This is a genomic window from Streptomyces phyllanthi, assembly GCF_009377205.1.
Classification (GTDB): Bacteria; Actinomycetota; Actinomycetes; order Streptomycetales; family Streptomycetaceae; genus Streptomyces; species Streptomyces phyllanthi.
Map to the genome: position 1 here is coordinate 1 of NZ_VJZE01000413.1, position 8,354 is coordinate 8,354.

Consider the following 8,354-nt stretch of genomic DNA (forward strand, 5'->3'; position numbering starts at 1 on the left):
GTCATGCCCCGGCGACGGCGCGTCCGAGCGAATCAGCAGCAGCCCGCTGTCCGGATCCGCGAGCAACAGCCGGTCATCACTGTCCGCGGCGATCTGAAGCAGTGGGGACACCTCGCCACCCCGCCCCAGGTTCACCACCACCGTCTTCGTCCGGCCCTCCAGCGACCGGTCCAGAGCCAGCAGCCGCCCCGCACCGTTCAGCCACACACCCCCCGAACACCGCCCGGGCATCTCCGCCACCCGCTCCGGCCCCGACGCCCCGCCGGCCACCAGCCACACAGCACTCGAACTCCCGCCCACGGCAAGGGCGTACGCGCAGTCCCCACCCGGCACCGGCGGCAGCAGCCGCACCCGGACGGCGGGGTCAGCGCACTCGACCGCACCGAGCGGCAGCTCACCCGTGCCCGGCCCCGTCGGGTAGAGCAGCGAGAACAGATGCCGCCCGCCCGCGACACGGTGGATCAGGACACGCCCGTCCCGCATGGGAAGCACCTCGGTACCGGGCTCCTCCGGCTGGTTCCCGGGCAGCGGCACGGCATACGGCTCGGGGCCGTCCAGGGTCCAGCGCTCCGGGAACCAGGACTCACCGGCGAGGGCGAGACGCGCCGCGTACGTCCCGTCGGCGGTGATCACGCATCCGGGCCGCGGGACCCCGTCGTTGTCGTCGTTCCCCGTGGCCGTCTCGGTGGCACAGACCGTCATCCTCGGTCACCTCCAGCGACGAAGCTAGTTTTCGTACGCACAGACGTGGCATCGGCGGGCGGATGCTTCACACATAAGGGTGTCGGTCCCGCGATTCACCGGAGGAAACCGGGGCGGGTGTGCTGGAGGGGGCCGCGCATCAATTGAGCACCCACGACGAGCACCCACGACGAGCACCCACGACGGCGACCGACCAGGTCCGCGAGAGCGGTGCCGGTTCAGGCACGGGGAGGCGTCCTGAGAGCCGCGCCGGTTCAGGCGCGAGGAGGCGCCAGGTAGCCTTTTCTCCGTGCCTCGTCTGTCTGAAGTAATCGCCGCGCTCGACGCCCTCTGGCCTCCCGAAAGGGCCGAGGGATGGGACGCGGTCGGCACGGTCTGCGGAGACCCCGACCAGGAGGTCTCACGGGTCCTGTTCGCCGTCGACCCCGTCCGGGAGATCGTGGACGAGGCGGTGAAGCTGGGCGCCGACCTGCTGGTCACCCACCACCCGCTCTATCTGCGCGGTACGACCACGGTGGCGGCGTCCACCTTCAAGGGCCGCGTCGTGCACACCCTGATCAAGCACGACATCGCCCTGCACGTCGCCCACACCAACGCCGACACCGCCGACCCGGGCGTGAGCGACGCCCTCGCGGGCGCGCTGGATCTCCGGGTCGTACGGCCGCTCGTGCCGGACCCCTCCGACCCCGACGGCCGCCGTGGCCTCGGCCGCGTCTGCGAGCTGGACCACCCGCTGACCGTACGGGAGTTCGCGGCCCGCGCGGCCGAGCGGCTGCCCGCCACCGCGCAGGGCATCCGGGTGGCCGGCGACGCCGAGGCGCTCGTCCGCACGGTCGCCGTGAGCGGCGGCAGCGGCGACAGCCTCTTCGACGACGTACGGGCCGCCGGAGTCGACGCCTTCCTCACCGCGGACCTGCGCCACCACCCGGCGTCGGAGGCCCGCGCCCACAGCCCTCTCGCGCTGCTCGACGCGGCGCACTGGGCCACCGAGTGGCCCTGGTGCGAGCTGGCCGCCGCCCAGCTCGACGAGATCTCCGACCGGAAGGGATGGGACCTGAGGGTCCACGTCTCGAAGACGGTCACCGACCCCTGGACCGCCCACGCGGCGTCCACCCCTTCTGACTCCCCGGGAGCCCCCAACTGAACGCCGCGCCCGCCGACCAGATCCGCCTCCTCGACGTCCAGGGCCTGGACGTACGACTGCAGCAGCTTGCGCACAAGCGGAGGTCGCTGCCCGAGCACGCCGAGATCGAGTCGCTGACCAAGGACCTCACGCAGCTGCGCGACCTGCTCGTGGCCGCGCAGACCGAGGAGAGCGACACCGCCCGCGAGCAGACCAAGGCCGAGCAGGACGTGGACCAGGTGCGCCAGCGCGCCGCCCGCGACCAGCAGCGCCTCGACTCGGGTGCGATCACGTCCCCGAAGGACCTGGAGAACCTCCAGCGCGAGATCGCCTCCCTCGCCAAGCGGCAGGGCGACCTGGAGGACATCGTCCTCGAGGTCATGGAGCGCCGGGAGTCCGTGCAGGAGCGGGTGACCGAGCTGACCGACCGGGTCGCCTCCGTCCAGTCGAAGATCGACGACGCGACGTCACGCCGCGACGCGGCCTTCGAGGAGATCGACGGCGAGGCGGCCTCGGTGACGAAGGAGCGCGAGGTCATCGCGGCCTCCGTCCCCGCCGACCTGCTCAAGCTGTACGACAAGCTGCGCGAGCAGCAGGGCGGCATCGGCGCCGCCAAGCTGTACCAGCGCACCTGCCAGGGTTGCCGCCAGGAACTGGCGATCACTGACATCAACGAGATCCGCGCGGCCGCGCCCGACACGGTGGTGCGCTGCGAGAACTGCCGCCGCATCCTGGTCCGGACGTCCGAGTCGGGTCTGTAGACACCAAGGGAAGAACAAGGGAACAAGGGAACAAGGGAACAAGGGAACAAAGGGCCTAGGGGCTCGAGAGCGTAAGGACTCACGACGTGCGGGAGTTCATCGTCGAGGCCGACGGCGGGTCCCGGGGCAACCCGGGGCCCGCGGGCTACGGCGCGGTCGTCATGGACGCGGCGACGGGCGAGACGCTGGCGGAGGCGGCCGAGTACATCGGTGTCGCGACGAACAACGTGGCCGAGTACCGGGGCCTGCTCGCCGGACTGAAGGCGGCCCGCGAACTCGACCCCACCGCCTCCGTGCGCGTCCGCATGGACTCCAAGCTCGTCGTGGAGCAGATGTCGGGCCGCTGGAAGATCAAGCACCCCGGCATGAAGCCCCTCGCCCTGGAGGCCGCGACCGTCCTCCCGTCCTCCCAGGTCACGTACGAGTGGATCCCGCGCGAGCAGAACAAGCACGCGGACCGCCTGGCCAACGAGGCGATGGACGCGGGACAGCGCGGCGAGCAGTGGTCTCCGTCGGCCTCCACGGCCGAGCTCGACGCCCGGGCGACGAAGGCCCCGGCGCCGGAACCGACGGGCCCTCCGGAGCCGACGGGCCCTCCGGGCGACGCCACCGCGGGCGCGGCGAAGGCACGGGCCGCCCTCGCCGGGGCGCGGGACAGCGCCGTACGGGACAGCGCCATACGGAATACGTCACGAGAGACGGCACCCGGAGCCGCGAAGGCCGAGGCCGACCTGCGCGCCGCGCGGAACGTGGCCGCGGCCGGGCCCGACCTCGGGCCGCCCGCGACCTTCGTACTGCTGCGGCACGGGGAGACGCCGCTCACGCCCCAGAAGCGGTTCTCGGGGAGCGGGGGGTCCGACCCGTCGCTGTCCGACGGCGGGCGGCACCAGGCGGAGCGCGTCGCCGCCGCCCTCGCCGCCCGCGGCACCATCCAGGCGGTCGTGTCGTCACCGCTCGCCCGCTGCCGTGAGACCGCCGGGATCGTCGCGGCCCGGCTCGGCCTCCGGGTGGAGATCGAGGACGGCCTGCGGGAGACGGACTTCGGCGACTGGGAGGGGCTCACCTTCGCCGAGGTGCGCGAACGCCACCCCGAGGACCTCAACGCCTGGCTGGCCTCGCCGGGGGCCCAGCCCACCGGTGGCGGCGAGAGCTTCGAGGCCGTGGCCCACCGGGTCGCCGCGACCCGGGACAAGCTCGTCGCGGCGTACGCGGGCCGCACGGTCCTGCTCGTCAGCCATGTCACGCCGGTCAAGACCCTCGTACGGCTGGTTCTCGGCGCGCCTCCGGAGTCCCTGTTCCGTATGGAGCTCTCCGCCGCCTCGCTGTCGGTGGTGGCGTACTACGCGGACGGAAACGCCTCGCTCCGGCTCCTCAACGACACGTCCCACCTGCGCTGACACGCCCCACGTGCGCTGACACGCAACCACCGCGCCGGCACGCAACCAGCCGCGCTGACACGCAACCACCGCGTCGGCACGCAACCACCCGCGCTGACACGCAACCACCGCGTCGGCACGTCAGCGCAGCGCGGCCGCCTCGCGGGCCAGGGCCTCGATCCGGTCCCAGTCCCCGTCCGCGACGGCATCCGCCGGGATCATCCAGGTACCGCCCACACAGCCGACGTTGGGAAGCGTAAGGTACTCCGGCGCGTTGGCGGGGCCGATCCCCCCGGTCGGGCAGAACCGCGCCTGCGGCAAGGGCCCGGCCAGCGACCTCAGGTACGCCGTGCCGCCCGCCGCCTGCGCCGGGAAGAACTTCATCTCCCGTACGCCCCGCTCCAGCAGCGCCACCACTTCGGAGGCCGTCGACACCCCCGGCAGGAACGGCACCCCGGACGCCTGCATGGCCTCCAGCAGTACGTCCGTCCAGCCGGGACTGACCAGGAACCGGGCCCCGGCCGCCACGCACTCCGCCACCTGCGACGGCGTGATGACGGTGCCCGCGCCGACCACCGCTCCCGGTACCTCGTCGGCGATCGCCCGGATCGCGTCGAGCGCGGCCGGTGTCCGCAGTGTCACCTCGATCGCGGGCAGGCCCCCGGCGACCAGCGCCCGCGCGAGCGGCACGGCGCCGGCGGGGTCCTCGACGACCACGACGGGGACGACGGCTGCGAGATCCAGCACCGAGGCGTCCTCGGCTTCCGAGGGGCCCGAGACAGGGGGAGAGGAGGACAGCGGTGAGGTCATGGCCTCATCGTGCCCGCTGGTGAGCAGCACACGCAAAGGGCATTGCGCAGCTTGCAACGCGCCCTTGGTGGACGCCTAGTGGATCTCCTCCACCAGCACGTCCAGCGCCCAGGGCTGACCCGCCTTGCCGGGTGCCTGGGCCTCGACGGCGTACCCGAGCCCGCGCAGGGTCTCCACCAGCTCCGCAGGACTGCCGGGAGCGGCGCCGGCCGACAGCAGACTGCGTACGATCCGGCCCTTCGTGGCCTTGTTGAAGTGGCTGACGACCTTCCGGGTCGGCGCGTGCAGCACCCGGACGGTCGCCGTCCGCTCCGCGACCTCACCCTTCGGCTTCCACGCGGCCGCGTACGCCGAGGAGCGCAGGTCGAGGACGAGACCGTCACCGGCCGCCTCGGGGAGCGCGGTGGCCATCGGGGAGCGCCAGTGCGCGCCGAGCGCCCCCAGCCCGGGCAGCTTCACGCCCATCGAGCAGCGGTACGAGGGGATGCGGTCGGTCACGCGGACGGCGCCCCACAGCCCCGAGAAGACCAGCAGCGAGCGCGCGGCCCGCCTCTTCGCCGCCGCGTCCAGGGAGGCCAGGTCCAGCGCGTCGTACAGCACACCGGTGTAGATCTCCCCGGCGGGCCGCGCCCCCGCCGTGCGCAGCCCGGCGTTCTTGGCGACCTCGCCGCGCAGGCCCTCGCTCAGCCCGAGCACCTCGCGCGCCTTGTCCTCGTCACCCGTGCACAGCTCGACCAGCTCACCGAGGACGGCCTCGCGCGCCGCCGTGAGCGCCGACAGCGACAGCGACTCCGGCTTCACCGGGGCGCCGCGGCCGGAGGCGGCCTTGCCTTCGGAGGGCGGCAGCAGGACGAGCATGGTTCTCCTAGCGGTACGTACGGGGAAGGGCCTCGGAGGACCTCGGGGGCCTCGCGCCAGATTACGGGGTGGCCGTCACGGGTCAGGGGGTGGCCGTCACGGGACCGCCGACGGACCGCAACTCCGCCACCAGCGCGTCCGGCTCGTCCGCGTGGAAACGCACCAGCCGTACGGCCCTGCGCCGGCCGAAGAAGGTCAGGTACTCGACGGGCTCGGCCAGTTCGAGGGCGATCGTGGTCTGCGAGCCGACCACCAGGTCCAGTTCACCCTCACGCTTCTCGTGCGTCGTACGCAGCTCGCGGTGCACGGAGGCGATGCCGGTGAGGGGCACGCGCAGATCGACCGTGGCGAACCGGCGCAGGCGCAGGGTGGTGGCGGTGAGGACGTGCGGGCGGGTCACTGAGGCCGCGTGCAGCCCGGCGACGATCAGGATCGTGTAGAGGTCGACGACCAGGAAGAAGCCGTGCAGGAGCGGGAAGCCGCGCAGCAGCACCGACATCGTGGCCGTCTCGATCGCGCACACGAAGCCGAAGCCGAACATCACGGCCCCCTGCCCGCGCGCGTACCCGAACGCCCGGTCGTCACCGACACCGTGCGCCCGGCGCCCCAACCACCTCAACACGCTTGTCAGTAAGAGGACTTCATGCCGAACGAGGACGAAGGCGACCCGAGCCGAGGCCCTCATCGGCATCCCCCTCATCGACGTCCCCCTCATCGGCATCCCCCTCATCGGCGTCCCTCCGTGACGATCAGCAGCGCGCGGCGGATCGCCTCGGCCTGGGCCGGGGCGAACTCGGCGTAGAGGGCGCGCAGAAAACTGTGGTGCTCGTCGATGTCGCCGTCCGGAACCAGCGCCCCGGGCACACAGCCGGCGATCGCCCGCGCGGCCTCCTCCACCCGTGGATCACCGGGGTCGGCCGCCACGAGCTCGTCCAGCAGCGCGTACGCCCGGTGCGCCCGCTCCACCGCGCCCGGCGCCTCGAACGCGCTCCGCAGTGAGGCCATCAGCCTCTCCCGGTCCTCCGGGGACGCCGCGGTGTCGATGAGCGCGAGCACCTCCCGGTCCTTGGCGGCCGTGGCGGACGCGTACGCTTCCTTGTCCGTCTCGGCCATCTCCCGGAAGAGGGCGGAGAGTTCGGGGGAGACGGGCCCCTCGGCGGGCAGCCGCCCGCGCTCGGCCTCGTCCATCAGCGCGCGCAACCGGCCCCGGCGCTCCCGGACCGCCTCCTCCTGCCGGGCCAGATCCTCGTCCAACTCCGCGAGCACCTCGCTGAGGTCGCGCCCCGCGTCGTCCGCCAGCACGTCCCGCACCTCGGCGAGCCCGAGCCCCAGCTCGGTCAGCCGCCGGATCCGCGCGAGCACGACGGCGTGCCGCAGCGAGTAGTCCCGATATCCGTTGGGCCGCCGCTCCGGCTCGGGCAGCAGCCCCAGATGGTGGTAGTGCCGCACGGTCCGCGTGGTGACCCCGACGGCCGCGGCCAGCTCTCCGATCCTCATGCCCTCAGTAGAAACGTTGACGTCGCGGCAGGGTCAAGCGAGCGCCTCAGGGCGGGGCGAAGCCGGACGGCGACCGTGATCGTGTGCCACGATCGAGGGAACGGTTCCCATCTCACGGACAGGTGATCAGCCGATGTCCCAGTCTGGCGGGCGACAGAAGGAGGGGCGTGACATGACTGCCATGGCCCATGAGCCGCTCACGCAGGACCAGGAAGAGGTCCTGCTCGAGGGCTTTCTCGCCCTGGACACCCCGGAGGGTTTCCGGGCCGAGTTGATCGAGGGGGAGATCGTTGTGACACCGCCACCGGACGGGGATCACGAGGACTACATCGGGCTGATCGTGAGCCAGGTGATCAGACGGTCCCGGACCGACATGCAGTTCTCCGGGAACAAAGGCCTGAAGCTGAAGAGCGGGGGCGGCTGCCCGAAGAACCACGTGATTCCGGACGGTACCTTCGCCCCCACGGAGTTGCGGCTCTACCGGGGCGCCGAGTCCTGGATGCCCTGCGACGGCGTCGCCATGGTGGCCGAAGTGACGTCCACGAAACCCCAGGCCGACCGCGAAGCCAAACGCCGCTGCTACGCCCGTGGCGGCATCCCGCTCTACCTGCTCATCGACCGCAAGGCCTCCTCCGTCACCCTGTTCAGCTACCCGGAGAAGGACGACTACCGCCAGCTGTGCACCCGCCCCTTCGGCAAGTCGATCGCCCTCCCCGAGCCCTTCGCCTTCGACCTGGAGACCTCGGACTTCCTCTGAGTCCTCCCCTGCGCCCTCGGGCGTAGCCTGGGGGGCGGCCAACGGAGGGGGTGCGAGATGAGCGAACGCGAACAGGCCCGCTGGACCCGTACCACCCTCGGCCGCGAAGGCCGTCCCCTCGACCTGCTGACCGCCCGCTTCGCCCGCCACCGCTACGCCCCGCACGCGCACGACGAATTCAGCGTGGGCATCTGCGTCACGGGAGCCTCGTACATCGACTACCGGGGCGGCGGCATCCACACGGGCCCGGGCGCGATCATCGTCCTGGCCCCCGGCGAGGCCCACACCGGCATCGCGGACCCGAACGGCTACGCGTACCGCGCCCTCTACCCGGCCCCGTCCCTCCTCACCGACGGCACCCTCACCGGCATCCCCCACTTCCGCGACCCCGTCATCGACGACCCGGAACTGGCGGCAGCCCTGCGCACCGCGCACGCGGAACTCAGCACCTGCCCCGACCCCCTGGAGAC

General features: G+C 72.3%; 9 protein-coding genes and 1 pseudogene. 5 read left to right on the forward strand and 5 right to left on the reverse strand.

The annotated features are described in order from the left end of the window. Positions 1–702, reverse strand: a pseudogene (locus FNH04_RS36230) (hypothetical protein); the annotation flags it as partial. A 289-nt stretch (positions 703–991) separates the two neighbouring features. Between FNH04_RS36230 and FNH04_RS36235 the strand changes: the two are divergent. The 3 genes from FNH04_RS36235 (at position 992) to FNH04_RS36245 (ending at position 3,983) form a co-directional block, all read left to right on the forward strand. After that, the gene (locus FNH04_RS36235; RefSeq protein ID WP_322724833.1) at positions 992–1,846 is read left to right on the forward strand and encodes a Nif3-like dinuclear metal center hexameric protein; all 855 of its coding nucleotides are present in this window, start codon (positions 992–994) and stop codon (positions 1,844–1,846) included. Beyond that, positions 1,843–2,586: a zinc ribbon domain-containing protein gene (locus FNH04_RS49155; RefSeq protein ID WP_152790085.1), complete on the forward strand. Its 744-nt coding sequence runs from the start codon at positions 1,843–1,845 to the stop codon at positions 2,584–2,586. Before FNH04_RS36235 ends, FNH04_RS49155 begins: the two co-directional genes overlap by 4 nt. A gap of 86 nt (positions 2,587–2,672) precedes the next feature. Beyond that, positions 2,673–3,983 (forward strand): bifunctional RNase H/acid phosphatase, encoded by a 1,311-nt coding sequence (locus tag FNH04_RS36245; RefSeq protein ID WP_322724834.1) that lies wholly within the window; start codon positions 2,673–2,675, stop codon positions 3,981–3,983. A gap of 120 nt (positions 3,984–4,103) precedes the next feature. Here FNH04_RS36245 and eda read toward each other — a convergent pair whose 3' ends face one another. From eda to FNH04_RS36265, 4 genes are all read right to left on the reverse strand, one after another. Next, positions 4,104–4,772, reverse strand: coding sequence for a bifunctional 4-hydroxy-2-oxoglutarate aldolase/2-dehydro-3-deoxy-phosphogluconate aldolase (eda, locus tag FNH04_RS36250; RefSeq protein ID WP_152790086.1), 669 nt, complete (start codon positions 4,770–4,772; stop codon positions 4,104–4,106). Positions 4,773–4,847: 75 nt separating this feature from the next. Next, positions 4,848–5,630 (reverse strand): peroxide stress protein YaaA, encoded by a 783-nt coding sequence (yaaA, locus tag FNH04_RS36255; RefSeq protein WP_152790087.1) that lies wholly within the window; start codon positions 5,628–5,630, stop codon positions 4,848–4,850. A gap of 82 nt (positions 5,631–5,712) precedes the next feature. Next, entirely contained in the window at positions 5,713–6,345 is a 633-nt protein-coding gene (locus FNH04_RS36260; RefSeq protein WP_386575482.1) for a hypothetical protein, read from the reverse strand. Between the two features lie 11 nt (positions 6,346–6,356). Beyond that, positions 6,357–7,127, reverse strand: a complete 771-nt coding sequence (locus FNH04_RS36265) for a MerR family transcriptional regulator (protein ID WP_152790089.1) — start codon at positions 7,125–7,127, stop codon at positions 6,357–6,359. 172 nt (positions 7,128–7,299) lie between these two features. On the opposite strand from FNH04_RS36265, the gene FNH04_RS36270 reads away from it, so the two are divergent. Further along, on the forward strand, positions 7,300–7,884 hold the full coding sequence (locus FNH04_RS36270) for a Uma2 family endonuclease (protein ID WP_152790090.1): 585 nt from the start codon (positions 7,300–7,302) through the stop codon (positions 7,882–7,884). Positions 7,885–7,941: 57 nt separating this feature from the next. Further along, positions 7,942–8,354: AraC family ligand binding domain-containing protein (locus tag FNH04_RS36275; RefSeq protein ID WP_194236923.1), on the forward strand; the 413-nt coding region annotated here is incomplete at its 3' end.

Coding starts and splice junctions, on each gene's coding strand:
- eda (WP_152790086.1), bottom strand. CDS start 4,772: ATGACCTCACCGCTGTCCTCCTCTCCCCCTGTCTCGGGCCCCTCGGAA.
- yaaA (WP_152790087.1), bottom strand. CDS start 5,630: ATGCTCGTCCTGCTGCCGCCCTCCGAAGGCAAGGCCGCCTCCGGCCGC.
- FNH04_RS36260 (WP_386575482.1), bottom strand. CDS start 6,345: ATGAGGGGGACGTCGATGAGGGGGATGCCGATGAGGGCCTCGGCTCGG.
- FNH04_RS36265 (WP_152790089.1), bottom strand. CDS start 7,127: ATGAGGATCGGAGAGCTGGCCGCGGCCGTCGGGGTCACCACGCGGACC.
- FNH04_RS36270 (WP_152790090.1), top strand. CDS start 7,300: ATGACTGCCATGGCCCATGAGCCGCTCACGCAGGACCAGGAAGAGGTC.